This window comes from Ralstonia sp. 1138 (assembly GCF_040544795.1).
Classification (GTDB): Bacteria; Pseudomonadota; Gammaproteobacteria; order Burkholderiales; family Burkholderiaceae; genus Ralstonia; species Ralstonia flatus.
The window spans coordinates 1,079,618-1,096,460 of the sequence record NZ_JBEPKQ010000001.1; the positions used below are offsets into that span (position 1 = coordinate 1,079,618).

Below are 16,843 nucleotides of genomic sequence, written 5' to 3' on the forward strand. Positions count from 1 at the left end.
GAATTACTTACCGGCAAAGCGGTCCGTTGCGGCCAGCAGCTGATCGAGAATGCCCGGTTCGGACCACGCATGGCCGGCCCCTTCGATCAGGTGGAAGTCCGAATCCGGCCACGCCTGATGCAGCGCATACGCATAGCGCGCGGGGCATGGCATGTCGTAGCGGCCATGCACGATCACACCGGGAATGCCCGCCAGCCTATGCGCCTCGCGCAGCAGCTGGCCCTCTTCCAGCCAGCACTGGTGCGTGAAGTAGTGGTTCTCCAGCCGCGCGAAGGCCAGGGCGAAATGGTCGTCGGCGTGCTTCGCGCTGTTGGCGGGGTCGGGCAGCAGCGTGATGGTCTCGCCTTCCCACACGCTCCACGCGCGGGCGGCTTCGATTTGCCTGGAGGTGTCGTTGCCGGTCAGCACCTTGCGATAGGCGGCAATCATGTCGCCGCGCTCGGCCTCGGGAATGGGCGCCTGGAAGCGTGCCCATTTCTCGGGAAACATCTCCGACACGCCGTACTGGTAATACCAGCGCAGCTCGGCTTGCGTGACGGTGTAGATACCACGCAGCACCAGTTCGCTCACATGCTGCGGATACTTCTGCGCGTAAGCGAGCGCCAACGTCGAGCCCCACGAGCCGCCGAAGACAAGCCAACGTTCCGCACCGGCAATTGCGCGCAGGCGTTCGATATCGGCCACAAGGTGCCACGTCGTGTTGGCCTCCAGGCCCGCATGCGGCGTTGATCGCCCGCAGCCGCGCTGGTCGAACAGCATCACGTCGTAGCGTGCCGGATCGAACACGCGGCGGTGGTCCGCCGAAACACCACCGCCCGGCCCGCCGTGCAGGAACACCGCGGGCTTGGCGCCGGGCGTGCCGACGCGCTCGTAATAGATCGTGTGGCCATCGCCCACGTCCAGCATGCCGGTTTCATACGGTTCGATTGGGGGATACAGCGTGCGCAGTGCAGACATGGTCGGTCCTGTCGAAAGGTTGCCGGAAGAATGGGCTGATTCTACAGACGGGTTTCCGCTTGCACATATTTTTGAACGACGTATAAAATTGCACGTCGTTTAATAATAGCGAGCCCACCATGTCGTCCAGTCCGTCCCCCATCGAAGCCGGCCGCCGCGAACGCAAGCGCACCCAGACGCTGGACCACCTGGCGGCCACGGCGTTTTCCCTGTTCGAGCAGCACGGTTACGACGCCGTGACGATGGAGCAGATTGCTGCGCAGGCCGATGTGTCCAAGGGCACGCTGTACAACCACTTTCCAGTCAAGGAAGCCCTGCTGGCGCACCAGTTCCACGCCGAGCTTGCGGCGGGCGGCGCGCAATTGCGTACGCAGATCGAGGCGCAGCCGGACTTCGCCTCGCGCCTGGCGGTGCTGCTGTCCGCCTCGGCCGATTGGTGCACCGTGCGCCGGCCCTATCTAGCCGCGTATTTCCGCTACCGTTTTGCCAGCGCCGACCTGGCTGCCCGCAACCGTGACGCAGACAAGCGCAGCGGGCTCGAAGCGGTGTTCATGGCACTCATCAACGCCGCACAGCGCTCAGGGGAACTCGACACGCGGCTCGATGCGGAGCACCTCGCGGCGCTCTTCGAGTATTTGTACCTGGGCGCGCTGATGCGCTGGCTTGCACGTCCGGACACCGACCTGCACGCGGGTTTCTCCGCCGTCATCGACCTGTTCCTGCACGGCATGGCCCGCAAGGAGGCGTGATGAACCCGCTCGTGCTCGATTGGCCGGCTGCGGCCGCGGCTGGCGCCGCAGTGGCCGGCGGCAAGGGCTGGCAGCTTGGACGGATGGCGATGCTCGGCGTGCCGGTGCCCGATGGTTTCGTGCTGGCCGCAGATGCCAGCCGCGGGCGCAGTCGCGGAGATGCCGTGCCCGGCGCCGTGCTGGCTGCCATCACCGAAGCGCTGACGGCGCGCGGCTGGCAGAACACGCCGCTGGCTGTGCGTTCGTCCGCGCCGCAGGAGGATTCCGCGCAACGCTCGTTCGCGGGCATTCATGAGACACGCCTGAACGTCGTCGGTGCGCAGGCGCTGGCGGACGCGGTGCGCGCCGTGTGGGACTCTGCGCACGCACCGCAGGCGCTGGCATACCGCGAGCGCTTTGGCATCGACACCACCGACCTGGCGATGGCCTTGGTCATCATGCCGATGCTGCCAGCAATGGCCGCAGGCATCGCCTTCACGGGCGACCCGCTCACAGGCCGCGATGACCACATCGTCATCAACGCGCACTGGGGCCTGGGCGAAGCGCTGGTGGGCGGCCACGCCGACGGCGACGTCGACCGGCTGGAAGTGGCGCCGCAAGACGACACGCTGCGCGTGATCGAACGCCAGATCGGCACCAAGCGCCGCTTGACGCGCGCGCTGGCCGAAGGCGGCACGGCACTCGCCGACACCGCGACAGAAGACGCCCGCCGTGCCGTGCTGGACGACGCGCAGCTCATCGCCTTGGCCACGGTTGCACGCGACACGGCCCGCGCGCTCGACTTTGCCCGGCCCCGCTACGACATCGAATGGGTGTGGGACGGGCAGCGCTTCTGGATCGTGCAGGCGCGCCCGATCACCACGGCCGCCCGCTCCACCTACCCCGCCCTGCAAACCCAACCGACGTTCTGGACGCGCGGCAACACGCGCGAGATGTTTCCCACACCGCTGTCGCCCATCGACTGGTCGCTGTACGGCCATGCGGCCAACCGGATGCTGACGCTGGCGTACTCGCTGGCGGGCTACGCGCTGCTGCCGGGCCTGGAGCGCGCCAGGCTCTTCGGCGGCCACGTGTATCTCGATGTTTCGTTGATGCAGTGGGAGGCGTTTGACGCGTTCGGCATTGCGCCCGATGCCATCAACCGCATGCTGGGCGGCACGCAGCCCGAGATTGCGCTGCCCCGCACCACATGGCCGCAGCGGCTGGCGCGCGGCGCACGGCTCGTGCGATATCTATTGAGAGCAGGCGCGGCGCGCCGCCATGCGCAGAGCGATCTGAACCGGGCCCGCAAGCAAGCCGCGCAATGGCGTGAAGACGCATGGCCAGAAACAACCGCCGAGCTGGCCACCTGCCTGCGCGAGCGCTTCAACATTGCCCGCCGCGCAGACAGCCTGTTCTTCCTGCAGGGCTCGGCGGGCGGCGCCGTTTCGGGGCTGGTCGACGTGATCGAAAAACAGTGCCCCGGCGACGGCCATGCGCTGGCCGCCGCGCTCATGGCGGGCGCGGAACCGAGCGTCACCGCGCAGCAGAGCTACGACCTGATGGCGCTGGCACAAACGGCCGCCGCCGACATCGAAGCGCTCGCCTGGCTTCGCGCCGGCAAACGTATCGGTGCGCAATGGGTGCAGCAACTGCCGCCGCACAGCCCCTTCCGCCAGCATTTCAGTGCGTTTCTGGAGCGCTACGGCCACCGCGCCATTGAAGAGAGCTACTTCCGCCACCCGCGCTGGCGCGAGCAGCCGGACTATTTGCTGGACCTCGTAGTTGGCCTGATCGGCAGCGATGCGCGCGCCGTGCGGCAGCGGCAACAGGCGGCGTCCGAGCGTGCGTGGGTGCGCCTGCCGTTCTGGCTGCGGCCGATCGTGCGCGGCATGCTCAAGAGTGCCGTGCGCGACAGCAACCAGCGCGAAGCGGCGCGCAGCGCGCTGGTGGCGTATCTGGAGGCGTTGCGCATCGGCCTGCTGAAGCTGGCTGACGGGCTTGTCGGCGAGGAAGGACTCGATGCGCCGGAAGACATTTTCAACCTGACGCTGGACGAATGCGTGGCCGCGGGCACCGGCGCGTTGCCGCTGCGCTTTGCCGCCCAGCGTGCGCGTGAACGCCGCCAGCAGTTGAACGATTGGGCGGCGGTGCAAGAGTCAGACATCGTCACCGAACACGGCGACGCGCCCGTCGCTTCCACTGCGCCAATCGCTCTCTCCGGAGAGACCTGGACCGGCACGGCGGTGGGCGCGGGCTCGGCACAGGGGCTGGCACGGCTGGTCGACCACGCTGCCGCCGGCACGGCGCTGCAAGCGGGCGACATCCTGATCGCGCCCAGCACCGACCCGGCTTGGACGCCGCTGTTCCTGAAGGCCGGCGCGCTCGTCATGGAAACCGGCGGCTACCTGTCGCACGGCGCCATCGTGGCGCGCGAGTTCGGGATTCCGGCGGTGGTCAACGTGCCCGGCATTCGGGCCCGGTTGAACGACGGCGAGGCGATCCGGGTGGATGGCAACGCCGGCACGGTCAGCAGAGTGGCGGGCTAGCCACATCGATGTGGCGATCGAGCGACACTGTCCAATGCAGTTTGCTGCGCCGCAATATCGAGACTAAAATCCGGGTATTCCCTACTAGGGTTATCCCTAAATCAGTCCGGAGAAGGCATCCCCATGAACACCGTCGCTCTCAAAGCCGCCCGCACCTCCCGTTTCGCCCGTTTCTGGCAAATCGTGCGCCGTGAAGCCCGCCGCGCCGTTGCGCTGCACGTAGAAAGCTGCGGCATGATGGCCGAGCTGTATCGCCGTTCGGGCCACTGAGCCGAATCAGCCTTGTGAGCCCCATCGCGCGGCGCTCATGAACATTGCGCCGCGCCATCCCTGGTGCGGCGGGGCACGCTCAGATCAGGTCTCGCTCCACTGCCGCATCAGGTTGTGATACACCCCGATCAGCGTGCGGCGCGCGGTGGCATCGGCGTCGGTCTGGTTGAGCGTCTGGATGGCGTTGTCCAGGTCGAACAGCATGGCGCGCTGCGCGTCGTCGCGAATCAGGCTCTGGATCCAGAAGAAGCTCGCCACGCGCACCCCGCGTGTGATGGGCGTCACCTGATGCAGGCTCGTTGCCGGATAGATGACCAGGTCACCGGCATTGAGCTTGACGCTGTGCATGCCGTAGGTGTCTTCGATCTGCAGTTCGCCGCCGTCATAGCTGGCGGGGTCTGACAGAAACAGCGTGGCCGAGATATCGGTACGCAGCTTTGTGCCGTTGTGCGGGTGGATGCGCACACTGCCATCGACGTGCGCGCCGAAGGTCATGCCCTCGCCGTAGCGGTTGAACATCGGCGGGTACACCACGTTGGGCAACGCCGCGCTGATGAAGCGCGGGTGCCGCTCCAGCACGCTCAGGATGAGCTGCTGGCACTGCAGGGCCACTTCCGCGCCCTCATCGATCTGCTGGTTGACCTTGACCGGCGCCCCCGAATATCCGGCCGACACGCGGCCATCCACCCAGGCGTCGCCCGCGTTGTCGAGCAGATCGCGCAGTGCAGCCACCTGCGCGGCGTTGAAGACGTTCGGAATGCAGACAAGCATGGCGCTCGAAGGAAACGGGGATGCGGCCGAGGGCCCATCCCCCAACCATTACATCCGATACACCACCGACAGCATCGCCGCACGGCCGGTGCCCGGCACGGCGCGGCCGCCATCGGACGGAATCAGCGCATCGTAATACGTCTTGTTGAACACGTTGAACAGGTTCAGACGCACGTCGTATTTGGGCTGGTGGTAGGCCAGCATCGCGTCCCAGCGCACGAAGCCGCCCACCTGCACCGTGTCGGTGTTGTTGGCATAGCGCTGCGACATGTAGAACGCGCCTGCGCCCACTTCCCAGTTCGGCAGGAAGGCGTAGCTCGTCCACACCGTCGCGGCGTGCTTGGGTGTGTTGGCCGGCGTCATGCCCTGCGTGCCCGCGGCGATGCCGTTGACGATCTGCGCATCCAGGTACGTATAGCCCGCGAAGATCTGCAGCTTGTCGGTGACGTGGCCCGTCGCACCCAGGCGCGCACCGCGCACGCGGATCTTGCCGGCCGAGGTGTACGTCGTGCTGTCGATCTGCGTGCGGGCGTTGTCCTTGGTGATCTGGAACAGCGCCGAGCTGACCGACAGGTCGCCGTTGAGCAGATCCCACTTGCCGCCGGCCTCATACGACTTGTTCTTCTCCGGGTCCAACCCCTGCTGGCCCGTGGTGCCTACGAGTTGTTCCAATGACGGGTTGAACGACGTGCCGTACGACACGTAGTACGACTGCCAGTCCGTCGGCTGCCAGATGCCGCCCAGCCGTGTGCTGACAAAGTTCACGGTCTGCTGCGCGTACGGCAGCGCAGTGATCTTGGCCGACGCCGGCGTGTTCGCCGAATTCAGCGAATTCGAAATGCTCGCCACGTAGCGGTCATAGCGCAGGCCGGCGACGGCCTTCCATTGCTTGGTGAATTCGATCGAATCGTTGAAGTACGCCGCTACCGTGTTGGCCGAGCCGCCCTGCAGGTTGCCCAGGCTCGACGGCGTGCTCGCCGGCGACGTGGTGTAGCTCGGGCTGACCAGCGGCTCGCACGAGACAAAGCCGCTCGTCATGCTCGACTGCGCCAGCGGCGTACCGTTGCACGAACCGTTGCGATAGTAATTCTGGTTGTCGTAGCCGTCGTGGCCGAACTCGGTGCCGACCAGCAGCGTGTGCTTGACCGAACCCGTATCGAACTTAGCCGTCAGCTCGGTCTGGTTGAACAACGAGTAGTCACGGATGCGGCGGTCGTGGCTTTGCAGACGCACCGACAGCGCCGACAACGGCAGATTGCTGTTGGTCAGCGCCGTGAACACGCCCGACGAATTGACCGTACCCACCGCGTTGGGCGCTGTCTCGCGCGCGTCGGTCTGCACGTAGTTGAACTGCGTCTGGTTGCGCAGCCGCAGGTTGGGCGAGAACTTGTGATCGATATTGGCCGAGAACGACGCCACGTCCTGCGTGGTGCGGTCGTCGGTGTAGCCGTAGTACGTCTTGGGGCTGACGTTGACCGGGTGGCCGTTGAGGTTCGGCAGGCCGTAATCGGGCATGTCGCGGTTGTGCTGCAGCAACGCGGACAGCGTCACCTCGGTCGGTGTGCCGATGCCGAAACGCCACGACGGCGCGATGCCGAAATCCTGCGCGGTCATCTCGTCGCGCGTGCTCGTCTTGCCGTTCTGCGCCATCGCGGCGATGCGGAAGGCCGAAGTGTCCGACGTCGGCGTGTTGACGTCGGCGGTGGCGCGCACGAGGCCGTTGGTGGTGACCGAACCGGTGATTTCCGTGGCGGCCTTCAGCTTCGGCTTCTTCGTCACCTGGTTGATGACGCCGCCCGTCGAACCGCGGCCGAACAGCATCGACGACGGACCCATCAACACTTCCACCGAATCGAGGGCGAACAGGTCACGGTAGTACTGGCCGCGATCCCGGAAGCCATCAAGGTAGATATCGGTACGCGCCGAGAAACCGTTCAGGTTGATGTTGTTGCCGATCTGCCCGCCTTCGGCCGCACCGATGGTGATGCCCGGCACGTTGCGCAATGCATCGGCCAGCGAGCTGCCGCCTTGCGCGTCAGTCAGCGCCTTGGGCACGACCGTCACCGATTGCGGCACATCGCGCAGGTTCTCGGGCAGCTTCGAGATGGAGCTTTTGGCGGCGTTGTAGTCGTCGCGCGGGGCAGCGCCCTTTACAACGGCTTCCGGCAACGTGGCGGTGGCGGGTGCCTGCGCAAGCGTGGCTTGCTGGGCAAGGGCGACGGTGGGCGTGGCAAACAAAGCCAACAGGGCGCTGGCGACGGGCGTGCGGCGGTTCATTGCGTGGTTTCTCCGGCGGCGCTCTTCTATTGAGTGCCAGCCGGGACGGAACGCCCTCCTGCGCCCGTGCCGCCGTGCACGAGAGCGCACTACGTATTGCGGACGCAAATATAAATGATAACGATTCGCAACAGCAACAAATTGTCGCAGTATCTTCTAAAAGTTCCCGAAAACGCACACCAAAAAGCAACTTATCGGTCGCTTTTGCTTCGATTTAGCTGACAAGGCAAGCTTGTCGCCTCGCAATATTTATGACGAGGCGATCGATCAGCGCTAAAGCGTACCTATTTCTGCGTGCCGTCTGATGGCCCTGGAAGGTGCGCGGCATCGTCGCCAGCGTCCTGACGATTACGCGCCAGCGCACGCGCATACACGGACGGCGCGCCCGCTGCATGGGCCGTCACATAGCCGGTAATGCAGGCCAGCATGAGCGGCAGTACCACTTGGTACGACAGCGTCATCTCGAAGATCATCAGGATCGACATGAGCGGCGCGTGCGTGGTGGCGGCCAGCAGCGCGCCCATGCCGACCACGGCGTAACTGACCGGCACCGGCGCCGCATCCGGCAGCAGCGCGTGCATGCCTGTGCCATACAGCAAACCCAATGCGGCGCCGCAGAACAGCGTGGGCGTAAACACACCGCCCACGGCGCCCGACCCTGCGCTCGACGCCGTCGCCACCAACTTGCAGATCAGCACCAGCGCCACCGTCTGCCACAGCCATGGCTCGTGCAGGAAGCCATTGACCACGCTGTAGCCGTTACCCCAGACCTCGGGCACGCCAGTGGACAGCGCACCAACGATCAACCCGCCGGCGGCCAGGCGCAACGTGAGCGGCAGCCTGGTGCGTGCAAACGCATCGCGCGCGCGGTCGATCAAACCGAGCAGCAGCGGCCCCGCCATCCCCGCGGCCAGACCCAGGCCCAGATACGTCAGCACTTCCCAGCCGGAAACGAAATCGAAGTGCGGCATCTCGTACACGGCCCCGTAGCCAAAGAATTGGCGCACGACGATGTCAGCGGTGACCGCCGCCACCAGCAGCGGCCCAAGCGTCGCCGTGGTGATGACACCAAACACGATTTCGCAGACGAACACGGCACCCGAGATGGGCGCGTTGTAGGCAGACGTGATGCCGGCAGCGGCACCGCAGGCGACCAGCAGACGCAATTGCTCCACTAGCACGGCGGTCCAGTGCCGTAAGACACGACCGACCAGCGAGCCGCACATTGCCGCCAGCTGCACCATCGGCCCTTCACGTCCGATCGATGCGCCGCTGGCCACCGAGCACAACGACGACGCACTGCGTACCAGACTCTGCCGTGCGCTCAGCACGCCATCGCCCACCGCAATGGCTTCCATATAGTCTTCAGCGCCTTTTCGCGGAATCCACTTGAGGCCCACCTGCAGGGTGATACCGGCCAGCAGTCCACCCACGGTCGGCACCAGCAGGCGCGCCCACCAAGGCAGCGCCCGCGCCGTGGCCACCAACCCCTGGTCCGTGCCCGAGAGCCACCATTGCAGTTGACGCAGGCATTCGCGAAACAGGATCGTCGACAAGGCGCCCGCGCAGCCGATCAGCCCCGCGATCACGAACACCAGATGCTCGCGACCGAAGGGCAGTCGGGCAATCGCGCGCCGCCACCATGGCTGGCGCGGCATATCCGGTTGAGGCGGCGGCGTGTCGGTCATGTCGATTCACATCAGGACAGGTCGACATGATAGCGACGGCGCCGCACCGGCTTTAAGTCGATGTCGCGACCACGGCGTCTGGCAACCATGCCTGCGGTGTGTCTGCGCTGCGACGATTCGGGCCCCACGTAATGACGCGCACCTGCACGAGGTTTTCGATCACGAAAGGATCGCGCGCGACGATGGCGTCGATCTCTTCGCGGGATTCGGCACGCGCCAGGATCCCGCCACCTTCACGCGGGAAGAACGGCCCCGACATCAGGAAGTGGCCGCTTGCATAGTGGGCGTCCAGATGCGCGCGGTGCGCAGGCAGCACACGATCGAGCGCTTCAAGCGGTGCGGTGTAGTTGAAAAGAATCAGGTACAGCATGCGATGGCTCCTTATGGGATGAGGTAACACCTTCGAAACGCGAGACCCGGCAGCGTGAAACAACCACGCGCAGTGTCCCGCAGAAATGGGTACGCTTTGCGCGGAGACCCTTCGCCGCGCAGGGTTCTCAAGGGCGCAAGAGCAACGCCCCGACGGTCTGTCCGGCCTCCAGTGCAGTGTGGGCGGCAGCGGCGTCTTCGAGAGCATAGGTACCGCCCACCGGCACGCGCACGCCATCGAGCATGCGCTGCAAGGCGGCCTGCGCCCCGGTCCGGTAGTTCGACAGATCGGCCATGTAGCGGATGACACCCGGCCGCGCCAGCGCAATGGATCGCGATGGCCCGAGCGCTGCAAGATCGACGGCATTCGTCTGGGCGTTGCCGACATCGCCTGCTTGTCCGATGCTCGCCACCATGCCGAAGGGCCGCGTCACCGCCAACGAGGTCTGCAGCATGGCACCGCCGATGCCGTCGACCACGTAGTCGACGCCTTCCCCGCCGGTGAGCTCGAGCACGGCTTCGCGCACATCTTGCTGGCGATGCAGCACGACGTGGTCCGCGCCGTGGCCGATGGCGACGGCGGCCTTCGCTTCGCTGCCCACTGTGCCGATCACGCGCGCCCCCTGACGTTTGGCCCACTGCACCAGCAACGCGCCCAGGCCACCGGCCGCCGCATGCACGAGCAGCGTATCGCCGGCGCGCACCTGCCGTACCCGCGTCAGCAGCATGTGTGCGGTGATGCCGCGGACCAACGTAGCTGCCACCGTTTCGTCGTCCAGCGCATCGGGCAAGGCAATCGCCCGCTCGGCCGGAATGTTGCGATGGCTGGCGTAACCGCCGGGCGCGCCGTCCATCAGGCCGGCCCAGGCCACGCGCTGCCCAACGACAAAGCCGCGCACATCCGGACCCAAAGCTTCCACGACGCCGACGCCTTCCACTCCCAGCACCGCCGGAAACGCCGCCACTGGATACAAGCCAGTACGGTGATACACGTCGACAAAGTTCACGCCGATGGCCGTGTGCCGCACCGTCAACGCATTCGGCGCAGGCGGCGGCAACATCAGGCTGGCGGGCCGCAAACCCAATGCTGGTCCGGGTTCACGGAGTTGGATCACCTTGGCATGCATGGCAGAAGTCCTCGCAGAAATGGGTACGCTTTTGGATTCGTCGATGACGGGTACTGCGTTCGTCACGTTGTGAAACAAGCGTAATCCGTTCAGAATCGCCCGGGAATTCACAAAAACCGATCAGCTTCTGTGCAAAAAAGCCCAGGTCGGCCAAAAAATGCGCGCGCCTTGGCGCGTGCGGCAGCGGCCGAACCTTCTTCTTCGTTGCAGTGGGATGACGTGCGCTACTTTCTCGTGCTCGCGCGCGAGGGCAGCCTGTCGGCTGCCGCGCGGCGACTGGCGGTGGAACACACCACGGTGGCGCGGCGCGCAGACGCACTGGAGCAATCGCTGGGCGTGCGCCTGTTCGACCGCCTGCCGCGCGGCTGGCGCCTGACCGCCGAAGGTAACGCGCTGGCCGAGCGCGCTGAACGCATGGAGCAGGAAGCGGCCGGCTTTGCACGTGCCGCAGCAGGCGCGGGCAGTTTGCGCGGGACGGTGCGTATCTCTGCGCCGCCCACGGTGGCCAGCCACATCATCGCGCCCAACCTGGCGACGCTGCGCCGTCAATGGCCCGGCATCGACCTCGTGCTGTTGGGTGAAAAACGCAACGCCAACCTGATGGCGCACGAGGCCGACCTGGCAGTGCGCTTGTCGCGCCCAACCTCATCGGCCCTGGCGACACGGCCGCTGGGCGACCTCGGCTACGGTCTGTACGCCACCGCAGAAGTGCTCGCTCGCCCCGAATCCGAATGGGAATTCATCGGCTACGACGAAAACCTGCGTCACGTGCCGCAGCAGCGCTGGCTGGACAACTACGCAGGCGAGCGTCGCGTGGTCTTGCGTTGCAGCGATCTGGCTGCGATGCACCAGGCGGCACTGGCCGGGCTCGGTGTCGCGGCTCTGCCTCACCTGCTCGGCGCGCCCGCAGAAACGGGTACGCTTTTGCGCCGATTGCCCGTCGACGACCCCGCGCTGCATCGAGAAATCTGGTTGGTGATTCATCCCGACGTTCGACGATCACCGCGCGTGCGGGCCGTAGCCGACGCATTGATCGCGCTGTTCGAGGCACAGCGACACGTTTTGGCGGGGAATTGAACGTACGCAGAAACGGGTACGCTTTGGGATGAAAATGAACCGCAAACCCAATGGATATGCGGTTCTTGCGCCTCGGCAATGTTGCATGCCGAGGCGCGTCCGAAACACTCAGCCGCCCAGATAGGCTTCGAGCACGCGCGGATTGCCCAGCAGGTTTTTGCCGCTGTCCGCCAGCACGATTTCGCCGGTTTCCAATACGTAGCCGTGTTGCGCGATCTTCAGTGCCTGGCGCACGTTCTGCTCGACCAGGAAAATCGTCAGGCCTTCGGCGTTGATGGTGCGCAGGATGCGGAAGATCTCCTGCACGATGATCGGCGCGAGGCCCATCGACGGTTCATCCAGCAGCAGCACGCGCGGGCGCGCCATCAACGCTCGGCCGATGGCCAGCATCTGCTGCTCGCCGCCCGACAGGTTGCCGGCCAGACCGTCGATGCGCTCTTTCAGGCGTGGGAACAGGTGGAATACGCGCTCCAGGTCGGAGGCGATCTGGCCCTTGTCCTTGCGCGTGTAGGCGCCCAGCTCCAGGTTTTCGCGCACGGTCATCGTGGTGAGCGTGGCGCGCCCTTCGGCCACCTGCACGATGCCGCGTTCCACACGCTTGTGGGCCGACCACTGCGTGACGTCTTCGCCTTCGAACAGGATCTGGCCGCGCACATCACCCTGCGACTTCGGGATCAGACCCGAGAGCGCCAGCAGCGTGGTCGATTTGCCCGCACCGTTTGCGCCCACCAGCGAGGTGATCTCGCCAGCCTTGAGCGCAAAGTCGATGCCCTTGACGGCCGCGATGTGCCCGTACGACACATCCAGCCCTTTGACTTCGAGCAACGTGGTCATGCCGTTGCCTCCTCTGCTTCGTCGTCATCGCGGCCCAGGTACGCCTCGATGACTTGCGGATCGTTGCGGATCGCCTCGGGCGGCCCTTCGGCGATGATGCGGCCGAAGTTCAGCACCGCAATGCGCTCGCACAGGCCCATCACAAAGCGCATGTCGTGCTCGATCATGAAGATCGTGTAGCCGCGCGCCTTGATGTTCTCGATCTCGGCCATCAGGTCGACCTTCTCGCCGGTGTTCATGCCGGCGACGGGCTCGTCGAGCAGCAACAGCTTGGGCTCGGTCGCCAACGCCCGCGCCAGTTCGAGCTTGCGCTGGTCGCCGTACGAGAGGTTGTCGGCAATGTCATGGGCCTTGTGGTCGAGCTTGACCCACGAGAGCAGCTCCAGCGCCCGGTCACGCGCGCGCCGCTCGGCCGCGCGGTACTTCGGCAGCGAGAGCAGCAGGCCCGGCGCACCGTAGTCCAGGTGCCGGTGCATGCCGACCACGACGTTTTCCAGCAGCGTCATCTCCTTGAAGATGCGGATGTTCTGGAACGTGCGAGCGATGCCCATCTGCGTGATCTCGTGCGGCTTCTTGCCGACGAGATTCTCGCCGTTGAACGTGAGCGAGCCACCGGTGGGTGCCAGCAGGCCCGTGATCAGATTGAACACCGTCGTCTTGCCGGCGCCGTTCGGGCCGATCAAACCGAAGATGCTGCCTTGCGGCACTTCAATGTTGACGTCCTGCAAGACCGACAGGCCGCCAAAGCGCTTGGAAATGGAGGTGAGTTTGAGCATGGCGGCCTCAGTGCGATTCATTGGAGGCAGCCGGGGTGGCGCCCGTGCCAGGCATGGTGCCGCCGCGCTTGATGCCGAACCAGCGCGCGAAACGCGCCGGATCCCAGATGCCCTTGGGCAGGAACAGCACAATCACCATCAGGATCACGCCGTTGACGACCAGGCGGAAATCCTTGAACGCACGCAGCAACTCCGGCAGCAGCGACAGGATCAGGCTGCCGAGCACCGGGCCCGTCAGGCCGTTCGTGCCGCCCAAAATCGTCATCGTCAGAATTTCGACGCCGCGGTCGAAGCCGAATTCGTTCGGGCCGATGAAGAACGTGAGGTGCGCGTTCAGTGCACCGGCCAGCCCGGCGATGGCCGCACCCAGCGTGAAGGCCAACAGCTTGGTGCCGGCCACGTTGATGCCCATGAGCCCTGCAGCGGTTTCGTCTTCCTTGATGGCCTCGAATGCGCGGCCCACCTTCGAGCGACGCATGCGCGCCAGCACGAATAGCGTCGCCAACACGGCCACCGCCACATGCCACCACTCGGTCAATTGCGGAATGCCGTTCAGGCCCAGCGCGCCGCCGGTCCAGTTCTCGGTGTTCAGGATCAGCACGCGCACGACCTCACCGAAGCCCAGCGTGGCCATGGCCAGATACACGCCCGAAAGACGCAGCGTCGGCCGCCCGATGACAACGGCCACCACGGCCGGCGCCGCCATACCGCCGAGCAGCGCAACGGAAAACGGCATCTCGGCGTTCATCGTCAGCAGCGCCGCCGTGTAGGCGCCGATGCCCATGAAAGCCGCATTCGCCATCGCCAGCAGGCCGCACGACAGCGTCAGGTAAATGGACAGCGCCAGCAATGCATTGATGCCCAGCGTGAGCACCAGGTTGCTGTAGACCGACCAGAAGTTGTCGAACCATTCCATGTCGGTCTCCTTAGGCCTTGCGTTCCAGCACCTTGCCGAACAGCCCTTGCGGCCGCACCAGCAGGATCAGGAACAGCAGACCGAACGCCACCGCGTCGCGCATGGTCGAGCCGATGTAGGCCACCGACAGCACCTCGGCAAACCCGAGGAACAGCCCGCCCAGCATCGCGCCGCGAATATCGCCCAGGCCGCCCAGGATGATGACCGCGATGCCCTTGTGCAGCATCGGCTGGCCCATCAGCGGGAAGACGGCGTTGGAGTACAGGCCGATCAGCACGCCCGACAACCCGCCCAGCGCGGCCGCTGCAAACGAGGTCAGCAGGAACAGCCCTTCGACATTGATACCCAGCAGCGCGGCGGCTTTCGGCGACTCCGCAATCGCGCGCAGCGCGCGGCCGAGTTGCGTGCGCTTGAGCAGCAGCATGAGCGCGGCCATCAGTGCGAACGACAGCACGATGATGCTCAGCTCCAGCGGGGTGAGGTGGATGCCGCCCAGATCCAGCGAGGCATCCGAGACGAGCCCGGCCGGGAAGCGCAGGTTTTCGGCCCCGAACACGCCCTGCATGGCGTTGTTGATGGCGATGCCCGCGCCGATGGTGGCAATCATCGGGATCAGGTGCGGCGCGTTGCGGCGGCGCAGGGGGCGCAGCAGCAGCACGTCGATGACGAGGCCGGCCACGCCGCTCACCACAAAGCCGACGGCCAGTGCCGCCCACAGCGGCAGCTCGAAATGGAGAACGACCTGCAGCGCCGCATAGGCACCGAGCATGAAGACCGCGCCGTGCGACAGGTTGATCACGCCCAGGATGCCGAAAACCAGCGTGAACCCCAGGGCGAACAACGCATACACGCACCCGAGCGACAGCGCATTGACGAGTTGCTGTTCCAGCATGATGAATCAGAGTGAGGTGCGGCCGAACGGGACCAAGGCAGTCACCGGGCAGCCACAAAAAAAGCGATGGGGCGTAGGTTTAGCTACGCCCCGCCTGTCTCGTTCAAAGGGTTTCAACGAGAACCGAAGATTACTTCTCGATCGTGTACTTGCCGTTCTTCGTCACGCTCACGATCGGCGTCTGCACGGCGTCGTAGCCGGCCGGCTTGCCACGCGCGGTGACCTGGCGGAAGGCAAACGCGCCCGTCGCGCCGGTGTGCTTGACGGCCGGCAGTGCATCGCGGATCGCCTTGCGGTCGGCTTCGAGGTTGCCGCTGAACTTGACCGTCTTCAGCGCCTTGCTCGCGATGTACATGGCGTCATACGCCTGCGCCGCAAACTGATCCGGCGCTGCCTTGTACTTGGTGGTGTAGGCGGTGATGAACTTGCTGTTCTCGGGCGTGTGGTTTTCGATCGACCACGGGCTGCCCACCCACAGGTTGTCGGATTTGTCCTTGGCGAGATCGAATACCTTGACCGAGTTCATGCCGTTGCCGCCGATGACCGGCACGTTCAGGCCAAGCTGGCGCGCCTGCACCATGATCGGACCGCCTTCGGCAATCAGCGCCGACAGCACGATCGCATCCGGGTTCGTTGCCTTGATCTTGGTGAGCTGGGCCTTGAAGTCCACGTCGCCCTTGGCGAAGGTCTCGGTGGTCGTGACCGGAATCTTCAGGTCTTCGAGCGCCTTCTTGAAGTTGTCGTAGCCGCTCTTGGTGAAGACGTCGTCGTTGCCGTACAGCACGGCAACCTTCTTCACGCCGGCCTTCTTCACAACGGTCTGGATGGTGGCCGGCAGCACATCGGCTTCGGTCACGGAATTGCGGAAGACGAAATCGCCGATGCTGGTGATGCCGTCTGCGGTGTTGGAGGTGCCGAAGGCCACCGTCTTGGCAGCCTGCGCGATCGGGTCAGCCGCCTGGGCCGAGTTGGACAGCGTGGGGCCGAACACCATCGCCACCTTGTCCTGGAAGATCAGCTTCTTGAAGACGTTGATGGCCTCTTCCTTCTTGCCCTGCTCGTCTTCGATCACCAGCGCGATCTTGCTGCCGTTGATGCCGCCTGCAGCGTTGATCTCATCAGCCGCCAGCTGGAAGCCGTTGCGGATGGCCACGCCGTATTGGGCTGCACCGCCCGACAGCGCTTCGGCCACACCGATCTTGATGTCCTGGGCCGCGAATGTCGTGCCCGTTGCGATTGCCGCCCCCGCAGCCACTGCCGTCAACAGCAGCCGTTTGATCATTTTTTGCATGCGAACCTGCTCCTTGTGTGTCCGTCGCGATTGCTTGAATGCGATGCGTCTCGAAGATGCGCTGGCCCAACACCGTCGCTCCCCCGCATGCGCCCTGCATCGCGTCCGGACGCTCGCCTGCCGGTTTTGCGCCACGCATGACAACGTTGGCGAAACGGCGGAGGACCTGCCGGGCGAGCGATGCCGGATCGGGCATGCGCGCACCGAAAGTGCGTCGGAGTGTGAAGCGAAGGCGCCATGGGTGCAGCGCTCTTGTGCGACGCGCCGGGGTGGCCGGCGCGTGCAGTCAGTCGCGGGACTTTACCGGAAAGCGCACGACCG

The 16,843-nt window shown here is 65.3% G+C and carries 15 protein-coding genes; 4 read left to right on the plus strand and 11 right to left on the minus strand.

Features of this window, described 5'->3' with window-relative positions:
• Window positions 1–3: 3 nt before the first annotated feature.
• Window positions 4–957: a prolyl aminopeptidase gene (gene pip / locus ABIC76_RS04675; protein ID WP_354533134.1), complete on the minus strand. Its 954-nt coding sequence runs from the start codon at window positions 955–957 to the stop codon at window positions 4–6.
• Window positions 958–1,076: 119 nt separating this feature from the next.
• Here pip and ABIC76_RS04680 point away from each other — a divergent pair, with 119 nt between their 5' ends.
• The 3 genes from ABIC76_RS04680 to ABIC76_RS04690 all read left to right on the plus strand — a co-directional run bounded on the left by ABIC76_RS04680 (window position 1,077) and on the right by ABIC76_RS04690 (window position 4,504).
• Window positions 1,077–1,706 carry a TetR/AcrR family transcriptional regulator gene (locus ABIC76_RS04680; protein ID WP_354533135.1) on the plus strand — a complete coding sequence of 210 codons (630 nt, stop codon included), beginning with the start codon at window positions 1,077–1,079 and terminating at the stop codon, window positions 1,704–1,706.
• Entirely contained in the window at window positions 1,706–4,234 is a 2,529-nt protein-coding gene (locus tag ABIC76_RS04685) for a PEP/pyruvate-binding domain-containing protein (RefSeq protein ID WP_354533136.1), read from the plus strand. The genes ABIC76_RS04680 and ABIC76_RS04685 overlap by 1 nt, the downstream gene beginning before the upstream one ends.
• Before the next feature lie 123 nt (window positions 4,235–4,357).
• A complete protein-coding gene (locus tag ABIC76_RS04690) occupies window positions 4,358–4,504 on the plus strand; it encodes a hypothetical protein (protein WP_180815217.1) in 147 nt (48 codons plus the stop codon).
• Window positions 4,505–4,588: 84 nt separating this feature from the next.
• Here the strand turns inward: ABIC76_RS04690 and ABIC76_RS04695 are convergent, their stop codons facing one another.
• The 5 genes from ABIC76_RS04695 to ABIC76_RS04715 form a co-directional block, all read right to left on the minus strand.
• A complete protein-coding gene (locus ABIC76_RS04695) occupies window positions 4,589–5,275 on the minus strand; it encodes a Fe2+-dependent dioxygenase (protein WP_027679602.1) in 687 nt (228 codons plus the stop codon).
• A 48-nt stretch (window positions 5,276–5,323) separates the two neighbouring features.
• Window positions 5,324–7,552, minus strand: a complete 2,229-nt coding sequence (locus tag ABIC76_RS04700; RefSeq protein WP_343547862.1) for a TonB-dependent receptor — start codon at window positions 7,550–7,552, stop codon at window positions 5,324–5,326.
• Window positions 7,553–7,836: 284 nt separating this feature from the next.
• Window positions 7,837–9,240 carry a ClcB-like voltage-gated chloride channel protein gene (locus ABIC76_RS04705; RefSeq protein WP_354533137.1) on the minus strand — a complete coding sequence of 468 codons (1,404 nt, stop codon included), beginning with the start codon at window positions 9,238–9,240 and terminating at the stop codon, window positions 7,837–7,839.
• A 52-nt stretch (window positions 9,241–9,292) separates the two neighbouring features.
• Window positions 9,293–9,610 carry a YciI family protein gene (locus ABIC76_RS04710; protein WP_027679605.1) on the minus strand — a complete coding sequence of 106 codons (318 nt, stop codon included), beginning with the start codon at window positions 9,608–9,610 and terminating at the stop codon, window positions 9,293–9,295.
• 127 nt (window positions 9,611–9,737) lie between these two features.
• Window positions 9,738–10,736, minus strand: coding sequence for a quinone oxidoreductase family protein (locus tag ABIC76_RS04715; RefSeq protein WP_354533138.1), 999 nt, complete (start codon window positions 10,734–10,736; stop codon window positions 9,738–9,740).
• 204 nt (window positions 10,737–10,940) lie between these two features.
• Between ABIC76_RS04715 and ABIC76_RS04720 the strand changes: the two genes are divergently transcribed.
• A complete protein-coding gene (locus ABIC76_RS04720) occupies window positions 10,941–11,813 on the plus strand; it encodes a LysR family transcriptional regulator (protein WP_343547931.1) in 873 nt (290 codons plus the stop codon).
• Between the two features lie 108 nt (window positions 11,814–11,921).
• On the opposite strand, the gene ABIC76_RS04725 is transcribed toward ABIC76_RS04720, so the two are convergent.
• The 5 genes from ABIC76_RS04725 to ABIC76_RS04745 all read right to left on the minus strand — a co-directional run bounded on the left by ABIC76_RS04725 (window position 11,922) and on the right by ABIC76_RS04745 (window position 16,522).
• Window positions 11,922–12,647 carry an ABC transporter ATP-binding protein gene (locus tag ABIC76_RS04725; RefSeq protein ID WP_004632384.1) on the minus strand — a complete coding sequence of 242 codons (726 nt, stop codon included), beginning with the start codon at window positions 12,645–12,647 and terminating at the stop codon, window positions 11,922–11,924.
• The gene (locus ABIC76_RS04730) at window positions 12,644–13,423 is read right to left on the minus strand and encodes an ABC transporter ATP-binding protein (protein ID WP_354533139.1); all 780 of its coding nucleotides are present in this window, start codon (window positions 13,421–13,423) and stop codon (window positions 12,644–12,646) included. Before ABIC76_RS04730 ends, ABIC76_RS04725 begins: the two co-directional genes overlap by 4 nt.
• Window positions 13,424–13,430: 7 nt before the next feature.
• The gene (locus ABIC76_RS04735) at window positions 13,431–14,339 is read right to left on the minus strand and encodes a branched-chain amino acid ABC transporter permease (RefSeq protein ID WP_009240221.1); all 909 of its coding nucleotides are present in this window, start codon (window positions 14,337–14,339) and stop codon (window positions 13,431–13,433) included.
• 10 nt (window positions 14,340–14,349) lie between these two features.
• Window positions 14,350–15,231: a branched-chain amino acid ABC transporter permease gene (locus tag ABIC76_RS04740; RefSeq protein ID WP_065859402.1), complete on the minus strand. Its 882-nt coding sequence runs from the start codon at window positions 15,229–15,231 to the stop codon at window positions 14,350–14,352.
• A gap of 130 nt (window positions 15,232–15,361) precedes the next feature.
• Entirely contained in the window at window positions 15,362–16,522 is a 1,161-nt protein-coding gene (locus ABIC76_RS04745) for an ABC transporter substrate-binding protein (protein WP_027679611.1), read from the minus strand.
• Window positions 16,523–16,843: the final 321 nt, after the last annotated feature.

Excerpts from the sequence above, each read along its gene's own strand:
- pip (WP_354533134.1), bottom strand. The coding sequence starts at position 957 with ATGTCTGCACTGCGCACGCTGTATCCCCCAATCGAACCGTATGAAACC.
- ABIC76_RS04680 (WP_354533135.1), top strand. The coding sequence starts at position 1,077 with ATGTCGTCCAGTCCGTCCCCCATCGAAGCCGGCCGCCGCGAACGCAAG.
- ABIC76_RS04685 (WP_354533136.1), top strand. The coding sequence starts at position 1,706 with ATGAACCCGCTCGTGCTCGATTGGCCGGCTGCGGCCGCGGCTGGCGCC.
- ABIC76_RS04690 (WP_180815217.1), top strand. The coding sequence starts at position 4,358 with ATGAACACCGTCGCTCTCAAAGCCGCCCGCACCTCCCGTTTCGCCCGT.
- ABIC76_RS04695 (WP_027679602.1), bottom strand. The coding sequence starts at position 5,275 with ATGCTTGTCTGCATTCCGAACGTCTTCAACGCCGCGCAGGTGGCTGCA.
- ABIC76_RS04700 (WP_343547862.1), bottom strand. The coding sequence starts at position 7,552 with ATGAACCGCCGCACGCCCGTCGCCAGCGCCCTGTTGGCTTTGTTTGCC.
- ABIC76_RS04705 (WP_354533137.1), bottom strand. The coding sequence starts at position 9,240 with ATGACCGACACGCCGCCGCCTCAACCGGATATGCCGCGCCAGCCATGG.
- ABIC76_RS04710 (WP_027679605.1), bottom strand. The coding sequence starts at position 9,610 with ATGCTGTACCTGATTCTTTTCAACTACACCGCACCGCTTGAAGCGCTC.
- ABIC76_RS04715 (WP_354533138.1), bottom strand. The coding sequence starts at position 10,736 with ATGCATGCCAAGGTGATCCAACTCCGTGAACCCGGACCAGCATTGGGT.
- ABIC76_RS04725 (WP_004632384.1), bottom strand. The coding sequence starts at position 12,647 with ATGACCACGTTGCTCGAAGTCAAAGGGCTGGATGTGTCGTACGGGCAC.
- ABIC76_RS04730 (WP_354533139.1), bottom strand. The coding sequence starts at position 13,423 with ATGCTCAAACTCACCTCCATTTCCAAGCGCTTTGGCGGCCTGTCGGTC.
- ABIC76_RS04735 (WP_009240221.1), bottom strand. The coding sequence starts at position 14,339 with ATGGAATGGTTCGACAACTTCTGGTCGGTCTACAGCAACCTGGTGCTC.
- ABIC76_RS04740 (WP_065859402.1), bottom strand. The coding sequence starts at position 15,231 with ATGCTGGAACAGCAACTCGTCAATGCGCTGTCGCTCGGGTGCGTGTAT.
- ABIC76_RS04745 (WP_027679611.1), bottom strand. The coding sequence starts at position 16,522 with ATGCAAAAAATGATCAAACGGCTGCTGTTGACGGCAGTGGCTGCGGGG.